Genomic DNA, 15,868 nt, shown 5'->3' with positions numbered 1-15,868 from the left:
TTGTGGGAGCGGCCTTGCGTCGCGAAAGGGCTGCAGAGCAGCCCCAGCAATATCAGCACCATGGCCAAAATCCCGGGGCTGCTTCGCAGCCCATCGCGACACAAGGCCGCTCCCACCCTGACCGCGTCGACCTGAAGCCATGTGCTATCCCTGTGGGGCTTGCCGGCGATAGGGTCGGTACTGCTTACCTAGAAGCTGATGAAGGCGTAATACACCGGGGGCTCGTTGGTGGTGCGCAAACCATGTTCCTGCAAGCTCGCCACCAGCGCCGCGTCCTCCACATGCAGGGCCCACTGTGCCCGGCCAGCCTCCGGTACCTGGGCCAGGGCCGCGCTGAACGCGCCCATGTCAGGCAAGTAGGCGGTAAACCCGTTGCCCTTGAGCGCACTGGTGGTCATGCCCAGCGCCTGGCACACCGCCACCTTGGCGGCGATGTCATCGCGGTCGGCCTGGCGCGAGGCCTGCACCAGCGCCTCCAGCCCGGCATCGACCAGTTGCTTGCCGTGAATCAGCTCCGGCCCCTGTTGCCAGGCTTCCGGCGGGCAGTCCTTGCTGCCTGGCCGCAGCGGGATATGCGGGTTTATTTCCACCGGGTAGATGCGACAGACCAGCGGCCGCTGGTCATAGATGGTGCACAGGTCGTTGTCGTCGAGGTTGCGGCAGCGCCCGGGGTTGAAGGCGGCGAAGGTCACCGAAACGCGCGCCTCGCCGTCGCCACAGGGCACGGGATGGGAACGACGCAACACATGATCACGCTGTTCTACCGGCATGCCAGGGCCGTCTGCCACGAAGGCTTCGATCAGCACCACCACCTGGCCGCCGTTGTCCGCCCAGCGGCGCGCTTCCGCCAGGGTCAAGGGCACGTGGTGGCCGGTACAGCACTTGCCGCAGCCGGTACAGGCGAAACGCAGGCTGTCGGTCACTTGGCTTCCGGGCTCCACTCGCTGACGAAGGCGCGCTGGTGCTGGCGGTCGTACAGGCAAAGTTCGGTGCCGGTGCGCTGCTGCATGTGCTTCTGGGGGTAGGCGCCTTCGATCAGCAGCGCGCTCATGCCGACCTGGTCATCGAACTCGGCGGGCTTGCTGCGGGCGTGGGCATCCTTGAACTGGCTGGCGGCCAGGCAGGCCTTGAGCATTTGCTGGCGCTGCTCGTTCCAGGCCTGGCTGCTGGAGGCCTGGGCGATACCGCTGAAGAGGGCGCAACTGATCAGGATAGAGCTGAGAAACTTCATACGCGATTCCGGCAAGTTACTTGCGAGGGGCGCGAATTATGCCCGACTCGACCCCGGCGGCAAGCCGGGGAGTTTGTCTCCGAATATATCAGCGCTCGGCGAACACCACGGCGCGCGCCGCCACCACCAGACAATCGGTCAGCTCCGGCGAGGAGAACTTGGTGAGGATGGCATTGGCCCCGGCCTGGGTCGCCTTTTCGCTGCTCATGGCGCTGTCCAGCGAGGTGTGCAGCAATATGTACAGGTGCTGGAAATCGGGGGTTTCGCGCAGGGTGCGAGTGAAGGCGTAGCCGTCCATTTCGCTCATTTCGATGTCGGAGACGATCACGTTGATTTCCTGCGCGGTGCCTTGCAGTTCAAGCAGCACGTTGATGGCGTCCTTGGCGCTGCGCGCGGTATGGCATTCGATGCCGAGGTTGCGCAGGGTGTGCACCGACTGCTGCAGGGCCACCTGGCTGTCGTCCACCACCAGGATGTTGGCGGCGGCCAGCAGGCTGGCATCTTCCTCGCTCAAGTTGCCGTGAGGCTGCTCGGGCACCGGCGGGGCGATGGCGTGGATGACTTTTTCGATGTCCAGCACCTGCACCAGGGTGTTGTCGACCCGGGTCACGCCGGTGATGAACGAGCGGCTGCCCGAGCCGTAGGGTGGTGGTTTGATGTCGGTGCTCAGGCAATGCACGATGCGGCTGACCGCCTGCACATGCAGACCCTGGCGCGAGCGGCTGATCTCGGTGACGATCAGGCAGCCGCCGTCCGGGTCGGCCAGCGGCCGTTCGCCGATGGCGCGGGACAGGTCGATGACCGACAGCGGATTACCGCGCAGGGTCGCCACGCCTTTCACGTGGGGGTGCGATTCGGGCAGCTTGGTCAGCGGCGGGCAGGGAATTATCTCGCTGACCTTGAGCAGGTTGATTGCCATCAACTTGCCGCTGCGCAGGGTGAACAGCAGCAGGGACAGCGAATCCGCGCGGGCATTTTGCGTGGCCATGGTGACCTTCGTGGGGAACAGGGGATAACCGGTTATCGGCCTGTTCGGGCTTGGCTTTAGTCATTTTGCACCGAGCCAAGGAATGCTCTGGACCCTGTGGGAGCGGCTTTAGCCGCGAACACCGGCGCAGCCGGTGCCATGCACCGCGTTGGATTCTTCGCGGCTAAAGCCGCTCCCACAGGTACCGCGCTGGTTTCAATCAGCGCAGCCCCAGCCTACGGGCCAGGCGGCTAAGGTTGGCGCGGTCCAGGCCGAGTTCCCGGGCAGCCGCTGCCCAGTTTTCTTCGTGCCGCTGCAGGCAGGCCTCGATCACATGGCGCTGGTAGTCGTCGACGGCTTCGCGCAGCCCACCCTCGGGTAGCGGCGCCGCCGGCAAGGGCACAGCAGGGGAGGGCGGGGTGCCGGGCGTTGCCGTTGCGCGCAGGTCCAGGTCGATGGCTTCCAGGGTGAGGATGCGTGGCCTGTCGGAATGCTGGCCCAGCGCCTTGAGCGCCGAGCGGCCGATCAGATGTTCCAGTTCACGCACGTTGCCTGGCCAGTCGTAGGCCAGCAGCGCGGCCTGGGCCTCGCTGCTCAGGCGCAGGCTGTTCAGGCCCAGGCGCGAACGGTTCTGTTCGAGGAAGTAGCCGGCCAGTAGCAGCACATCACGCCCTCGTTCGCGCAACGGCGGCACATGCAGCGGGTATACGCTGAGGCGGTGGTAGAAGTCGGCGCGGAAGTTGCCAGTGCGCACTTCTGCTGCCAGGTCGCGGTTGGTGGCTGCGATCAGGCGCACATCCACCCGGTGTTCGCGATCCGAGCCCAGGCGCTGCAACTGGCCGCTCTGCAGCACGCGCAACAGCTTGGCTTGCACCGTCAGTGGCAGCTCACCGACTTCGTCGAGGAACAGTGTGCCGCCGTTGGCCAACTCGAACTTGCCGCGGCGCTCGCCATGGGCGCCGGTGAAGGCACCGCGCACATGGCCGAACAGTTCGCTTTCCACCAGAGTGTCGGGCAGGGCGGCACAGTTGAGGCTGACCAGCGGTTTGTCGGCGCGGTTGCTGGCCTGGTGCAGTGCCTGGGCCACCAGCTCCTTGCCGACACCGGTCTCACCGGTGATCAGCACGGTCAGGTCGCTGCCACCGACCAGGCGGATTTCCTCCACCAGGCGCTTGTGCGCGGGGCTCTGGCCAATCAGCTCTTTGTCCTGGCCGCTGGCCTGGCGGTAGATCTCCGCGCGGTGGTGTTCGTCTTCCGCGCGCAGGGCCAGGTGCTCGATGCGCTCGGCCACGGTGACCGTGGCGGCGGCCAGGCTGGCGAAGGCCTGCAGGGCGCCCAGCTCCAGGCTCTGGAACTGCCCGGGGGTGAGGGCATCGAGGGTAACCAGGCCCCAAGGGCGCTCGTCGACCATCAACGGGCAGCCCATGCAGTCATGTACCTCCAGGTTGGCATCGGGGGCGTTGACCAGGCCGTCGTAAGGGTCGGGCAGCTCGGAGTCGCTGGCGAAGCGGGTGGGTTCCGCGCTGCTGAGCAGGATCTGGAAGCGTGGGTGCTCGCTGACCCGGAAGCGCCGGCCCAGGGTATCGGGGCTCAGGCCGTCCACTGCCAGCGGCACCAGCCACTCGCCGTCCAGGCGCAGCAGCGCGGCGGCATCGCAGGGCAGCAACCCACGCATGGCCTGCAGCAGGCGGCGATAGCGTTCCTGGTCGGGCAGGTCGCGGGAAAGGTCGCTGACCAAGGGCAGCAGGGTGGTGAGCAGGGGCTTCGTGGTCATATGGACTCCTGTGGGTCGATATGACTATACGTCGAGGTGGGTCGTTTTGACATGACCTGCGTCAAACCCCTGATTTTGCTGGAGATAAAAGTTGGCATGATTGATGTAATAGCTCGGGCAGTCATTTGAAGCCACAGGCTCAGGAGTTGTTGCAATGCTCAATGCCGAACAACGTGCAATCATCAAGGCCACTGTCCCCCTGCTGGAAAGCGGCGGCGAAGCGCTGACCACCCACTTCTACAAGATGATGCTCAGCGAGTACCCGCAAGTGCGCCCGCTGTTCAACCAGGCCCACCAGGCCAGCGGTGACCAACCGCGCGCCCTGGCCAACGGCGTGCTGATGTATGCCCGCCACATCGACCAGCTGGAGCAGCTTGGCGGCCTGGTCGGCCAGATCATCAACAAGCACGTTGCCTTGCAGATTCTGCCGGAGCACTACCCGATTGTCGGCAGCTGTCTGCTGCGCGCCATCGAAGAAGTGCTGGGCAAGGAAATCGCCACCCCTGCCGTGATCGACGCCTGGGGCGCGGCCTATGGCCAGCTGGCCGACATCCTGATCGGTGCGGAAGAGAGCCTCTATAAACAGAAGGAAGAAGCCGAAGGCGGCTGGCGCGGTACCCGCGAATTCCGCCTGGTGCGCCGTGAGCAGGAAAGCAGCGAAATCGTTTCGTTCTACTTTGCCCCTGTGGATGGCAAGCCGGTGCTCAAGGCCGAGCCTGGCCAGTACATCGGCCTGAAGCTGGACATCGACGGCGCCGAGCAGCGCCGCAACTACTCCCTGTCGGCACTGTGCGACGGCAAGGAATACCGCATCAGCGTCAAGCGCGAGGCGGGTGGCAAGGTCTCCAACTATCTGCACGATGTGCTGGCGGTGGGCGATACCCTGCAGCTGTTCCCGCCGGCTGGCGATTTCACCCTGGCAGCGAGCGACAAGCCGCTGGTGCTGATCAGCGGTGGCGTGGGTATTACCCCGACCCTGCCAATGCTGCAGGCGGCACTGCAAACCCAGCGTGAGGTGCATTTCATTCACTGCGCCCGTAACGGCGCCGTGCATGCCTTCCGCGACTGGATCGACGAGCTGGCCGAGCGTCACCCGCAGCTCAAGCGCTTCTACTGCTATGCAGAACCGCAGGGTGGTGCCGCGGCTGATGCCGTGGGCCTGCTGAGCGAGGACCTGCTGGCCGAGTGGCTGCCGCAAGAGCGAGACGTGGATGCCTACTTCCTCGGGCCCAAGGGCTTCATGGCGGCGGTCAAGCGCCAGCTGAAGGGCCTGGGTGTGCCAGAGCAGCAGAGCCGCTACGAGTTCTTCGGGCCGGCGGCTGCGCTGGAGTGATGTAGCGCCTGTACTGGCCTCTTCGCGGGCTTGCCCGCTCCCACAGGTACCCCACAGGATCTGAAGTCTGTGGCGTACCTGCGGGAGCGGGCAAGCCCGCGAAGAGGCCGGTACAGGCTTGCAGCGTATTCATCCCAGCCGCTGGCAAGCCAGCTCCTTTGCAGCACTGCTCCCGCCCGTGGGTAATCGAGAACGAAACGGTCGATCGCATTCGCCGCCTGGGGGCTGGCTTGCCAGCGGCTGGGCCGCACCTCACCTTCCTGCCTATATAAAGGAGAGATGAAAGCGGCTGTGCAGCTTTCATCTTTAATCCTCCTTTAATCACGGTATCCTTCACTCCCGGGTGTCGAGGGGCTTGCCCCTGCGCGGCACCCGGGCAGCCGTTTTTTTGCCGCCTGGCGTTGAACCGACGTCGTTGCGGCCGGTCTCAGCCACACCGGATAGCCCTGCGCAGCGCTATCACGCCGCTTCCTCGGCACGCTCAAAGGCCCTGCCCAGCGTGTAGACTTGCGCCAGGCAGGCGGATCACGCTGCCACTATCCATCGAAGGAACCGGCAATGAACGAACAAACATCGCGCCTGAATCGGGAACGGCGCTTTCTGGTACTGTTGGGCCTGATCTGCCTTTCGCTGATCGGTGGCGCCCTCTACATGCAGATAGTCCTGGGCGAGGCACCATGCCCGCTGTGCATCCTGCAACGTTATGCACTGTTGTTCATCGCCGTGTTCGCCTTCATCGCCGCAGCGATGCCCGGGCGCCGCAGCCTGACCTTCTTCGAGGCACTGGTGGTACTCAGCGCCATTGGCGGAATCGTTGCGGCCGGCAACCATGTGTATATACTCGCCAACCCCATGGTCAGTTGCGGCATCGACACCCTGCAGCCGATCGTGGACGACTTGCCGCTGGCCAAGCTCTGGCCGCTGGTGTTCCAGGTCGACGGCTTCTGCAGCACGCCGTACCCGCCGATCCTCGGTCTGTCGCTGGCGCAATGGGCGCTGGTGGCGTTCGTCCTGACGGCCGTCCTGGTTCCGCTCGGGATCTATCGCAACCGACGCCAGGCTTAGACAAAAGTCCCGAATGGCATGGGGTCTTTTACGCCGCATGAGAAGAGGGAAAATTCGCTCACCGCTTGATCCAGATCAACCCAGAGGCCTTGCAGAATGCGGCTTTGGGGCCTATCAAGCGGGGTGCGACAAACTGTCGCGAAGTTGAATTTTTGAGCAGTATTGTTGCAGATTCTGTAAAGGACTGTTGCTCAATAAGTCATAGTCAAGGGTTGGCGACCTATCTACAATCGCCCCCAATTTCCGTTCGGCACTGCTTGCAAGTCGCAGGATTGAAGGAAGCCCCAGCGCTCCTTTTTGCTGACTTCGTCAAGTTTCGCCCAACGGCGATACCGGGCGGACCCCCCTCCGCGTTTTCCCGCACCAAATGGACTTGGTCTGAAGTACAGGCCTGTTGCCTACGAAACCATAAGCACCGCTAACCCGCTTGACGCCAAGGTCCTGCAGTCGGACCCCGGGCAGGAGCGAGTACGGGCGCGAAATGCCGCACTTGGCAGGACGAAGTGTTGGCTACCAAAACACAAATTGCATTGAAGCAAGCTGATCTAGAGGTCGTGAGATGAGTAAAAAGCGTTACCCCAGACTGTTTGGCATATTGCCCTTTTTAGGCATGCTTTTACTCAGTGGGTGCAACTGGACCCTGCTCGACCCGAAAGGTCAGGTCGGCATTGAGCAAAAGAACCTGATCCTGATCGCTACCGGCCTGATGCTGCTGGTGGTGATTCCTGTCATTATCATGACCGTGGTTTTCGCCTGGAAGTACCGTGCTTCCAACAAGGCTGCCACCTACACCCCTGACTGGTCGCACTCGACCAAGATCGAAGCCGCGGTGTGGATCATCCCGATCCTGATCATCATCGCCCTGGGCTACGTCACCTACCACTCCACCCACAAGCTGGACCCGTACCGTCCGCTGGATTCCGATGTGAAGCCGGTGCAGATCGACGTGGTCGCGCTGGACTGGAAGTGGCTGTTCATCTACCCGGAGCAGGGCATTGCCACGGTCAACAAGATCGTCTTCCCGGCTAACACTCCGGTCAACTTCCGCGTCACTTCCGACGCCGTGATGAACTCGTTCTTCATCCCGGGCCTGGGCGGCCAGATCTACGCCATGGCCGGCATGACCACCAAGCTGCACCTGATCGCCAACGAAAACGGCGAGTTCGACGGTATCAGCGCCAACTACAGCGGTGCTGGCTTCACCGGCATGAAATTCAAGGCTACTGCCACCTCTCAGGAAGACTTCGACAAGTGGGTCGCCGAGGTCAAGCAGTCGCCGAAGAAGCTGGACAAGGCCGAATATGACGCCTTGGCCAAACCAAGCGAAAACAACCCAGTCGCGCTGTATAGCGAGGCTTCGCCTGACCAGTTCCAGCTGATCGTCGACAAGTACGAAGGCATGAACCGCGGTCGTCCGAGCCACGAAGAAGCAGGCAGCAAAGATCTGGCCACTACCAAGGGTGTGGAATCGAGTATGCAACCAGCTGCCGGTGCAGAGGAGTAAGAGATGTTCGGTAAACTAAGCCTGGAGGCGATACCCTATCACGAGCCGATAGTCATGGTGACGCTTGCCATGATCGCGCTCGGCGGTATCGCTGTCGTCGGTCTTATCACCTATTTCCGCAAGTGGACCTACTTGTGGAGCGAGTGGCTGACTACTGTCGACCACAAAAAGATCGGCGTGATGTACATCATCGTCGCGATGGTCATGCTGCTGCGCGGCTTTGCCGACGCCATCATGATGCGTACCCAGCTGGCTGCCGCAACCGGTGGCTCCGAAGGCTACCTGCCGCCTGAACACTATGACCAGATCTTCACCGCTCACGGTGTGATCATGATCATCTTCATGGCGATGCCGTTCTTCACCGGCCTGATGAACCTGGCGGTTCCTCTGCAGATCGGTGCACGTGACGTTGCCTTCCCGTTCCTGAACTCCCTGAGCTTCTACCTGCTGCTGGCAGGCGTGCTGCTGGTCAACATCTCGCTGGGCGTTGGTGAATTCGCCAAGACCGGCTGGGTTGCCTATCCGCCGCTCGCGGGCATTCAGTACAGCCCTGGGGTGGGTGTCGACTACTACATCTGGGCGCTACAGCTCTCAGGCTTGGGTACGACGCTTACCGGCGTGAACTTCCTCGTCACCGTGATGAAGATGCGCGCACCTGGCATGAAGCTGATGGACATGCCGATCTTCACCTGGACCTGCACCTGGGCCAACGTGCTGATCGTGGCTTCCTTCCCGATCCTGACCGCTGCACTCGCTCTGCTGACTGTTGACCGTTATCTGGACTTCCACATCTTCACCAACGAGCTTGGTGGGAACCCGATGATGTACGTCAACCTGTTCTGGGCGTGGGGTCACCCTGAGGTTTACATCCTGATCCTGCCGGCCTTCGGTGTGTTCTCGGAAGTTACCTCCACCTTCTCCGGCAAGCGTCTGTTCGGCCACCACTCGATGATCTACGCATCGGGCGCCATCGCCGTGCTGGGCTTCGCCGTATGGCTGCACCACTTCTTCACCATGGGTGCCGGCGCCAGCGTCAACACCTTCTTCGGCCTGGCGACGATGCTGATCTCCATTCCGACCGGTGTGAAGCTGTTCAACTGGCTGTTCACCATGTACCAGGGCCGTGTGCGTTTCACCGCACCGATGCTGTGGACCCTGGGCTTCATGATCACCTTCTCCATCGGTGGTATGACTGGCGTTCTGCTGGCTGTTCCAGGTGCTGACTTCGTACTGCACAACAGCCTGTTCGTAATCGCTCACTTCCACAACGTGATCATTGGTGGTGCGGTATTCGGCTACATCGCCGGCTTCGCCTACTGGTGGCCGAAAGCGTTCGGCTTCAAGCTGAACGAGAAGTGGGGCAAAGCTGCCTTCTGGTTCTGGATCTCGGGCTTCTACGTAGCGTTCATGCCGCTGTACGCCCTGGGCTTCATGGGCATGACCCGTCGTCTGAACCACTCCGACAACCCACTGTGGGAACCCTACCTGTACGTAGCCGTTGCCGGCGCCGTGCTGATCCTGTTCGGTATCGCCTGCCAGCTGATCCAGATCGTCGTTTCGATCCGCGATCGCAACCAGAACCTGGACGTGACCGGCGACCCATGGGGCGGCCGTACCCTGGAATGGTCGACTTCTTCGCCACCTCCGTTCTACAACTTCGCTCACATGCCTGAGAAAGTTGGCCTGGACTGCTGGCACGAAGCCAAGGAAGCCGGCGTTGCATACAAGGCTCCGGCCAAGTACGAAGCCATCCACATGCCGAGCAACACCGCTACCGGTCTGTTCATGGGCCTGTTCCTGACCGTCTTCGGCTTCGCCTTCATCTGGCACATCTGGTGGCTGGTTGGCGCGAGCCTGTTCGCAACCATCGCTGTCTTCGTTCGCCACGCTGCGCGTGACGACCAGGGCTACATGGTTCCGGCCGAAGAAGTGGCGCGCATCGAAGGCGAGCGTATGAAAGCGCTGGCCAAAGCAGGTGCTCTGCCTGCCGGCGCACGTGTCGAATCGTTTGAGCGGGTGTAATCAATGTCCAGTCAAGTAATGCACGGTGCTGCTCATGGTCACGACCATGGGCATGACGACCACCACCACGACTCGGGCCAGATGACCGTACTCGGTTTCTGGCTGTACCTGATGACCGACTGCATCCTGTTTGCGTCGCTCTTCGCCACCTACGCGGTGCTGTCCGGCAGTTTTGCCGGCGGCCCGTCGGGTCATGACATCTTCCAGCTCGATTTCGTAGCTGTTGAAACGCTGTTCCTGCTGCTGTCCTCGATCACCTTCGGCTTCGCCATGCTGAAGATGTTCGATGGCAAGAAAGCTGGCGTACTGGGCTGGTTGGCTGTGACCTTCCTGTTCGGTGCAGGCTTCATCGCGATGGAAATCTACGAATTCCATCACCTGATCGCTGAAGGCTTCGGCCCGCAGCGCAGTGGCTTCCTGTCGGGCTTCTTCGCCCTGGTAGGTACCCACGGTCTGCACGTGACCGCTGGCCTGATCTGGATGGCAATCATGATGTACCAGATCAACAAGCACGGCATCACGCCGACCGCCAAGACCCGCATGAGCTGCCTGAGCCTGTTCTGGCACTTCCTGGACGTGGTCTGGATCTGCGTATTCACCGTCGTCTACCTGCTGGGAGTTCTGTAATGGCTAACGCACACGACACTCATCACGAAGGTAACCACGGCAGCGTCAAGTCGTACATGATCGGCTTCATCCTGTCGATCATCCTGACTGCGATCCCGTTCGGCCTGGCCATGTCGCCAAGCCTGCCGAAGAACCTGACCGTTCTGATCATTGTTGCCATGGCCGTGATCCAGGTAGTAGTGCACCTCGTGTACTTCCTGCACATGGACCGCTCGAAAGAGCAACGCAACAACGTTTCGACGTTCCTGTTCACCACTCTGGTGATCGCTCTGCTTGTCGGCCTGTCGCTGTGGATCATGTTCAGCATCCACTTCGAAATGTTGGCCAAGTGAGGTAAGACTGCATGTCCGTTAAGCACTTTATCCAAATCACCAAACCGGGGATCATTTTCGGTAACGTGCTTTCCGTGGCAGGCGGTTTCTTCCTTGCCTCGAAGGGCCATGTGGATTTCGCCCTGTTCCTGGCGGTGGTGATCGGTACTTCGCTGGTGGTTGCGTCCGGATGCGTGTTCAACAACTGCATCGACCGTGACATCGACCACAAGATGGAGCGCACCAAGAACCGCGTCATGGTCCAGGGCGGCATGTCGCTGCCCCTCGCGCTAATCTACGCCACCCTGCTCGGGGTGGCGGGTTTCAGCCTGCTGTATGTCCAGGCCAACCCGCTGTCGGCGTTCTGTGCGCTGATCGGCTTCATCGTCTACGTCGGTTTCTACAGCCTGTGGCTGAAGCGTAAATCGGTGCACGGCACCTTGGTCGGCAGCCTGTCTGGTGCCATGCCTCCGGTGATCGGCTATTGCGCCGTGAGTAACAGCTTCGACCTGGCTGCGGTTACCCTGCTGGTGATGTTCAGCCTGTGGCAGATGCCGCACAGCTTCGCCATCGCGATCTTCCGCTTCAAGGATTACAGCGCTGCCAACATTCCGGTCCTGCCGGTGGCACGTGGCATCCTCGCGGCGAAGAAGCAGATCGTGCTGTACGTGCTGGCCTTCGTGCTCGCAACCTTGATGCTTACCCTCGGCGGTTACGCCGGCCTCGGCTACCTGGCCGTGGCAGCAGCCATGGGCCTGTACTGGCTGTACATGGCCTGGGGTGGCTACAAGGCCGAGGACGACAGCAAGTGGGCCCGCAAGGTGTTCGGCTTCTCCATCCTCACCGTCACTGCCCTGAGCGTGATGATGGGTGTGGACAGCCAGACTGCTGCGGACGTGCTGATGACATACGCACGCTGATACTGCTGCCTGTTTCACGAAAACCCCGGCCACTGTGCCGGGGTTTTTTTATGGGCTTTTTCTGTGCTGGCCTCGTTCGCGGGCTCGCCCGCTCCCACAGGTACGGCGCAGGTCTCGGGGCAGGTGAGTAATCCTGTGGGAGCGGGCAAGCCCGCGAAGAGGCCGGCACAGCAGAATTTAAATTTCTTATTTTCAAAAAATACATCTGAAAAGATCTATGAAAACAGGAAATTGTCCTTTACAAGCATCCGGTATCGGCACTATCTTCTGATTCAGGCCGCTACATCGGCCAGCGTCGCTCGGACGGTTCCGGGCGCTTACGTACTCAGAGGAAGCCATGGCCAACCCAGGTTCGCCGCGCCGCTTTGCGCGCATCGATCGTCTCCCCCCTTACGTCTTCAACATCACTGCCGAGCTCAAGATGGCTGCCCGCCGCCGTGGCGAGGACATCATCGACCTGAGCATGGGCAACCCCGATGGCGCCACCCCGCCGCACATCGTCGAGAAGCTGGTGCAGGTCGCCCAGCGTGAAGACACCCACGGCTACTCCACCTCCCGTGGCATCCCGCGCCTGCGTCGGGCCATCTCCAACTGGTACAAGGAACGCTACGAGGTCGACATCGACCCGGAAAGCGAAGCCATCGTCACCATCGGCTCGAAGGAAGGCCTGGCACACCTGATGCTGGCCACCCTCGACCAGGGCGACACGGTGCTGGTGCCCAACCCCAGCTACCCGATCCATATCTACGGGGCGGTGATTGCCGGTGCTCAGGTGCGTTCGGTGCCGCTGGTACCGGGTGTGGACTTCTTCAACGAACTCGAGCGGGCCATCCGCGAGTCGATCCCCAAGCCGAAGATGATGATCCTCGGCTTCCCGTCCAACCCCACCGCTCAGTGCGTGGAACTGGACTTCTTCGAGCGCGTGGTGGCATTGGCCAAGCAGTACAACGTGCTGGTGGTGCATGACCTGGCCTACGCCGACATCGTCTACGACGGCTGGAAAGCCCCGTCGATCATGCAGGTGCCGGGGGCCAAGGACATCGCGGTGGAGTTCTTCACCCTGTCCAAGAGCTACAACATGGCCGGCTGGCGGATCGGTTTCATGGTCGGCAACCCCGAGTTGGTCAGTGCCCTGGCGCGGATCAAGAGCTACCACGACTACGGTACCTTCACTCCGCTGCAGGTGGCTGCCATTGCAGCACTGGAAGGCGACCAGCAGTGCGTGCGCGACATCGCCGAGCAATACCGCCAGCGCCGCAACCTGCTGGTGAAAGGGTTGCACGAGCTGGGCTGGATGGTCGAGAACCCCAAGGCCTCGATGTACGTGTGGGCGAAGATCCCGCCGGAGTACGCGCACCTGGGCTCGCTGGAGTTCTCCAAGAAGCTGCTGGCCGAGGCCAAGGTATGCGTGTCGCCGGGGATCGGCTTTGGTGATTATGGTGATGACCATGTGCGCTTTGCCCTGATCGAGAACCAGGACCGTATTCGCCAGGCGATTCGCGGGATCCGGCAGATGTTCCGGGCTGATGGGGTGGCCCGCAAATAAGCTGTTGGGGCTGCAAAGCAGCCCCGACTGACTCAAGGGCGAGTTTTCCACCTGCATCCCACCGATTGATCTACCTATTTTTCTGCACTCATTTCTCACCACAGAGATCCACAAATGAGTGTTTTCACCGCCTATTTCTGCGGCACCGGTTCCCACCGCTTCGACGACGCCAACCCCAACTTCTGGAATGGCGAGCTGGTCTCTACCCTGGCCAGCAATGACCAGGGCCGCGAGTTTGCCCACTGGATCGCCGTTGACGGCCCCGGCAGCGGCAACCTCCAGGACGACAACCTGTTCGTCGAGCCCGGCGGCTACTTCAACTGGACCGGTCAGTTGTTCGGCCGCGGGTGGGAAGAGAACGTCAACCATGTGCTGCAGGTGATCAAGGGTGAAAGCAGCTGGCAGCGCACCAAGCTGAGCGAGGAGGAGTACGAGCGCCTCAAGGATGCTGGCGTACCCATTCCGGATGTTTCCTCCACAGCCTCCTGGTTCTGGCGCACCTACGACTACGGCGAGCGCCATCCAACACCGCAGGAGTTGCAGGAGCGCATCATCAGCGTGTTCCGCAAGCCGCGCTTGCCGACCCAGGTAAACCTTGTGGGCTGGAGCAGGGGAGGGATCAGTTGCCACATGCTGGCCAACGCCATGGCGCAGGACCCTGTATTACGGGACATACCCGTCAATATCTTCGTCATCGACCCGGTGCCTGGCATCGGTAACCTGCAAAGCCAGCGGGTAACCCTGGCGGGCAATGTCCGCGAGTACGTGGGTTTCTATTCGCGGGACGAACGATCAAAAGGTTTCGCCTGTGTGATCCCCTCGGTCGAACCGGATACGCGGATGTGCATCTACCCCATGCCAGGCCGGCATGCCACGCTGGTGGGCAACGCCTCCGTCGACGGTGCGGGTGACGGCAAGGTACTGGCGGAGCCAGGGTTGATCGTTCGCCATTTTGCCGAGGTCTGCCTGACCCGCTGGGGTGTGCAACTGGACAAGCGCCTGTCCCTGAGCGACCGCCAGTTGATGCGATATCACATGGTCATGGCCGCTGCCGAAGGGCAGTACAAGGCCATGCGCAGCGAGTCTTATACCGTGCTTACCGAGGGCGAAGATGACGACCGCTTGGTGTATTGCGGCGAGGCCTGCATTCCCTTCAGCAAGGTGTGCGGTAATGGCTATGAGCCGACCGAAGGCCTTGGCCTGCAGCATTGGGATGTCACTTCCTACAAGGCATTACGCTAACTTGAACGGGTGGCCGGGAAAGACGTTGGTCGCCTATATTGAATCGTCGGATCAGCGGCAAATATTTTTGCATTCCCCCTCTATCCAGCCGCCCCGGCTTGGATTGAAAATGGCGCCGCGGGCCAGCCCCGATAACAACAACCTTCCCTTCGTGCCATCATGTCCGAATACAACCCTTGCCTTGACTGCGGCGCCTGCTGCGGGTACTTCCGTGTGTCCTTTTTCTGGGGCGAATGCCAGTCTGCCGGGGGCCTTGTACCGGACGACCTGGTGGTACAGATCAACCCCACCCGTGTTGCCATGATCGGCACCGATGCCAAACCCTGCCGCTGCATCAGCCTGCAGGGCGAGATCGGCCAGGAGGTGGCGTGCACCATCTACGCCAACCGTTCCAGCCCCTGCCGCGAGTTCGAGGCGTCGTGGGAGGGTGGGGTGCATAACCCCAGCTGCGACGATGCGCGGGCAGCGTATGGCCTGCCACCGCTGACCCCGCCCGGGGCCAACGAGCCGCATTGGCCGGATGATGGGGCTGAGGTGGCCTGATTCATCCTGGTTGCCTTTGTCGGCCTCTTCGCGGGCACGCCCGCTCCCACAGGTACTGCACAGGACTCAAACACTGTGCGGTCCCTGTGGGAGCGGGCGTGCCCGCGAAGAGGCCATCAGCTGTAAGAAGATTCTGAACCTGAAACCAAATGCTTCAGGTGGCCGGGCATTGGGAATTATCCTACGAGCTCAGTCGGTTGCCGTCTGATAGGCAGGGAAATTCCACAGCGTTAACTTCACCGTTCGCCCAGAAGGCGAGCGAGTGTGAGAACTCGTCGTTGGTAGTCCTCTTGTCAGCTTATGGCAGCTGTGCGCGTGCAGGCTTCGGCCTGACCGTGGTGACTCCAACACGGGCTTCTCACCTCGCGCACGGCTGCCGCCCAAATCTGTGAGAAGGATCGAGGTGGCTGCCTTCAGCACACATTTGGAGTTCATCATGAGCAATCACCTCAAATCCCGCACCACCGCAGGCGTGGAGAAGTTCCTCGAGCTGTACCGGGTAGAACCGAACGTCCCGCTTGATCTGGCATTCGATGAATTGTCGGTGCTGATCGGCTGTATCAAGCATTTGAACGAAGAGGCCGAGATGGAGGGCGACAAGATCGCCGGCAGCGCGGCACGGATTCTCAGTGCCATGGCCAAGGCGCTGATCAATGACATGGAAATGGGCTTGAATCGGGGCGCCTGAACGATTTTTGGGGCCGCTTTGCGGCCCATCGACGCGGTTCGTCGCCACGACAAGCCAGGCCCCCACAGGTACACCACAGGCCCGGAGCCTTGCAC

Annotated in this window: 15 protein-coding genes; 11 read left to right on the top strand and 4 right to left on the bottom strand. The window is 61.5% G+C overall.

Translation table 11 applies throughout. From position 1 onward, the window contains the following. Nucleotides 1-188: 188 nt before the first annotated feature. From CAG44_RS06800 to norR, 4 genes are all read right to left on the bottom strand, one after another. Nucleotides 189-923 (bottom strand): YkgJ family cysteine cluster protein, encoded by a 735-nt coding sequence (locus tag CAG44_RS06800; RefSeq protein ID WP_085691826.1) that lies wholly within the window; start codon nucleotides 921-923, stop codon nucleotides 189-191. Further along, complete coding sequence (locus CAG44_RS06795; protein WP_085691825.1) at nucleotides 920-1,231, bottom strand: hypothetical protein; 312 nt, start codon at nucleotides 1,229-1,231, stop codon at nucleotides 920-922. The genes CAG44_RS06800 and CAG44_RS06795 overlap by 4 nt, the downstream gene beginning before the upstream one ends. Before the next feature lie 88 nt (nucleotides 1,232-1,319). Next, nucleotides 1,320-2,219, bottom strand: coding sequence for a chemotaxis protein (locus CAG44_RS06790; RefSeq protein WP_085587408.1), 900 nt, complete (start codon nucleotides 2,217-2,219; stop codon nucleotides 1,320-1,322). A 199-nt stretch (nucleotides 2,220-2,418) separates the two neighbouring features. Continuing rightward, a complete protein-coding gene (norR, locus tag CAG44_RS06785; protein ID WP_085691824.1) occupies nucleotides 2,419-3,972 on the bottom strand; it encodes a nitric oxide reductase transcriptional regulator NorR in 1,554 nt (517 codons plus the stop codon). A 154-nt stretch (nucleotides 3,973-4,126) separates the two neighbouring features. On the opposite strand from norR, the gene hmpA reads away from it, so the two are divergent. From hmpA to CAG44_RS06725, 11 genes are all read left to right on the top strand, one after another. Further along, a complete protein-coding gene (gene hmpA / locus CAG44_RS06780) occupies nucleotides 4,127-5,305 on the top strand; it encodes an NO-inducible flavohemoprotein (protein WP_085691823.1) in 1,179 nt (392 codons plus the stop codon). Nucleotides 5,306-5,863: 558 nt separating this feature from the next. Next, nucleotides 5,864-6,370, top strand: a complete 507-nt coding sequence (locus CAG44_RS06775; protein ID WP_025337743.1) for a disulfide bond formation protein B — start codon at nucleotides 5,864-5,866, stop codon at nucleotides 6,368-6,370. A gap of 559 nt (nucleotides 6,371-6,929) precedes the next feature. After that, nucleotides 6,930-7,874 (top strand): ubiquinol oxidase subunit II, encoded by a 945-nt coding sequence (gene cyoA / locus CAG44_RS06765; protein ID WP_085587412.1) that lies wholly within the window; start codon nucleotides 6,930-6,932, stop codon nucleotides 7,872-7,874. 3 nt (nucleotides 7,875-7,877) lie between these two features. Then, the gene (gene cyoB, locus CAG44_RS06760) at nucleotides 7,878-9,896 is read left to right on the top strand and encodes a cytochrome o ubiquinol oxidase subunit I (RefSeq protein ID WP_085691822.1); all 2,019 of its coding nucleotides are present in this window, start codon (nucleotides 7,878-7,880) and stop codon (nucleotides 9,894-9,896) included. A gap of 3 nt (nucleotides 9,897-9,899) precedes the next feature. Further along, nucleotides 9,900-10,523, top strand: coding sequence for a cytochrome o ubiquinol oxidase subunit III (gene cyoC, locus CAG44_RS06755; protein ID WP_025337745.1), 624 nt, complete (start codon nucleotides 9,900-9,902; stop codon nucleotides 10,521-10,523). Next, a complete protein-coding gene (cyoD, locus tag CAG44_RS06750) occupies nucleotides 10,523-10,855 on the top strand; it encodes a cytochrome o ubiquinol oxidase subunit IV (protein WP_003259128.1) in 333 nt (110 codons plus the stop codon). Before cyoC ends, cyoD begins: the two co-directional genes overlap by 1 nt. A gap of 11 nt (nucleotides 10,856-10,866) precedes the next feature. Beyond that, nucleotides 10,867-11,754 (top strand): heme o synthase, encoded by an 888-nt coding sequence (gene cyoE / locus CAG44_RS06745; RefSeq protein WP_025337747.1) that lies wholly within the window; start codon nucleotides 10,867-10,869, stop codon nucleotides 11,752-11,754. A 337-nt stretch (nucleotides 11,755-12,091) separates the two neighbouring features. Next, nucleotides 12,092-13,300, top strand: coding sequence for an alanine transaminase (gene alaC, locus CAG44_RS06740; protein WP_025337748.1), 1,209 nt, complete (start codon nucleotides 12,092-12,094; stop codon nucleotides 13,298-13,300). A 114-nt stretch (nucleotides 13,301-13,414) separates the two neighbouring features. Beyond that, nucleotides 13,415-14,542: a hypothetical protein gene (locus CAG44_RS06735; RefSeq protein ID WP_085691821.1), complete on the top strand. Its 1,128-nt coding sequence runs from the start codon at nucleotides 13,415-13,417 to the stop codon at nucleotides 14,540-14,542. Nucleotides 14,543-14,701: 159 nt separating this feature from the next. Next, nucleotides 14,702-15,085, top strand: a complete 384-nt coding sequence (locus tag CAG44_RS06730; RefSeq protein ID WP_003259127.1) for a YkgJ family cysteine cluster protein — start codon at nucleotides 14,702-14,704, stop codon at nucleotides 15,083-15,085. A gap of 436 nt (nucleotides 15,086-15,521) precedes the next feature. After that, nucleotides 15,522-15,773, top strand: a complete 252-nt coding sequence (locus CAG44_RS06725) for a DUF3077 domain-containing protein (protein WP_085691851.1) — start codon at nucleotides 15,522-15,524, stop codon at nucleotides 15,771-15,773. The last annotated feature ends 95 nt before the right edge of the window (nucleotides 15,774-15,868 follow it).

It is taken from the genome of Pseudomonas sp. B13(2017), assembly GCF_002113245.1.
In the GTDB taxonomy this organism is placed as follows: Bacteria; Pseudomonadota; Gammaproteobacteria; order Pseudomonadales; family Pseudomonadaceae; genus Aquipseudomonas; species Aquipseudomonas putida_Z.
This window is presented reverse-complemented; position numbering and strand designations above follow the sequence as displayed.

Bases quoted from the DNA above. Each gene is read 5' to 3' on its own strand.
- CAG44_RS06795 (WP_085691825.1), bottom strand. From the start codon at position 1,231: ATGAAGTTTCTCAGCTCTATCCTGATCAGTTGCGCCCTCTTCAGCGGT.
- CAG44_RS06790 (WP_085587408.1), bottom strand. From the start codon at position 2,219: ATGGCCACGCAAAATGCCCGCGCGGATTCGCTGTCCCTGCTGCTGTTC.
- norR (WP_085691824.1), bottom strand. From the start codon at position 3,972: ATGACCACGAAGCCCCTGCTCACCACCCTGCTGCCCTTGGTCAGCGAC.
- hmpA (WP_085691823.1), top strand. From the start codon at position 4,127: ATGCTCAATGCCGAACAACGTGCAATCATCAAGGCCACTGTCCCCCTG.
- CAG44_RS06775 (WP_025337743.1), top strand. From the start codon at position 5,864: ATGAACGAACAAACATCGCGCCTGAATCGGGAACGGCGCTTTCTGGTA.
- cyoA (WP_085587412.1), top strand. From the start codon at position 6,930: ATGAGTAAAAAGCGTTACCCCAGACTGTTTGGCATATTGCCCTTTTTA.
- cyoB (WP_085691822.1), top strand. From the start codon at position 7,878: ATGTTCGGTAAACTAAGCCTGGAGGCGATACCCTATCACGAGCCGATA.
- cyoC (WP_025337745.1), top strand. From the start codon at position 9,900: ATGTCCAGTCAAGTAATGCACGGTGCTGCTCATGGTCACGACCATGGG.
- cyoD (WP_003259128.1), top strand. From the start codon at position 10,523: ATGGCTAACGCACACGACACTCATCACGAAGGTAACCACGGCAGCGTC.
- cyoE (WP_025337747.1), top strand. From the start codon at position 10,867: ATGTCCGTTAAGCACTTTATCCAAATCACCAAACCGGGGATCATTTTC.
- alaC (WP_025337748.1), top strand. From the start codon at position 12,092: ATGGCCAACCCAGGTTCGCCGCGCCGCTTTGCGCGCATCGATCGTCTC.
- CAG44_RS06735 (WP_085691821.1), top strand. From the start codon at position 13,415: ATGAGTGTTTTCACCGCCTATTTCTGCGGCACCGGTTCCCACCGCTTC.
- CAG44_RS06730 (WP_003259127.1), top strand. From the start codon at position 14,702: ATGTCCGAATACAACCCTTGCCTTGACTGCGGCGCCTGCTGCGGGTAC.
- CAG44_RS06725 (WP_085691851.1), top strand. From the start codon at position 15,522: ATGAGCAATCACCTCAAATCCCGCACCACCGCAGGCGTGGAGAAGTTC.